Below are 684 nucleotides of genomic sequence, written 5' to 3' on the forward strand. Positions count from 1 at the left end.
AACTTTAAAACGACGGCGCAGGAGCGGGTATCACTCGGTGAACGGGGAACAGTCGCACTTCCGGTCGCATCAAGCTGGGGCGAAGCGAAAACGTTCGTCTCCATTTCCAGCGTTGAAGACCTGAACAAAAAAGTGGGTCTCAGCATTGATGACCCGTCTTTATTGCTGCTGCGTGAAGCGAAGAAAAATGCGAAAACGGTATTGATGTACCGTCTAACCGAAGGTGTCCGAGCGTCTGCTGATATTGCTGAAGGCGTCAAAGCAACTGCAGTATATGGCGGAACAAAAGGAAATGACATTATCATCCGCATCAATCAAAATGTGCTGGATGCTAATTCTTTCGATGTGACAACATATATGGACGAATCAGAGGTTGATAAACAGACTGTCAAAAAGGCTGAAGAATTAACAGCTAACGGCTATGTCACTTTTACCGGAACAGGCGATCTTTCTTCAACGATTCCTCTCACTGGATCAGAAGGAGACACTGCAGCTGAGACGCTGAATGCATCCGCGGGAATCCGTTTATCTGGCGGTACGGATAAAGCCCCTGTCAACTCTGACTATACAGATTTCTTAGCCGCGGCTGAAACGGAGAGCTTTGATGTGATTGCACTTTTTGTCCTTGGCCGTCGCGAAGGCGTTTAATGAAAGCAGCAAACGTCGCCTTCAACTGGTCACCTT

The 684-nt window shown here is 47.8% G+C and carries 1 pseudogene; it reads left to right on the forward strand.

What is annotated here, in order from left to right:
- Positions 1-618, forward strand: a pseudogene (locus ACWHAR_RS27660) (phage tail sheath N-terminal beta-sandwich domain-containing protein); the annotation flags it as partial.
- Positions 619-684: the final 66 nt, after the last annotated feature.

This window comes from Bacillus sp. LR--39, from assembly GCF_053613335.1.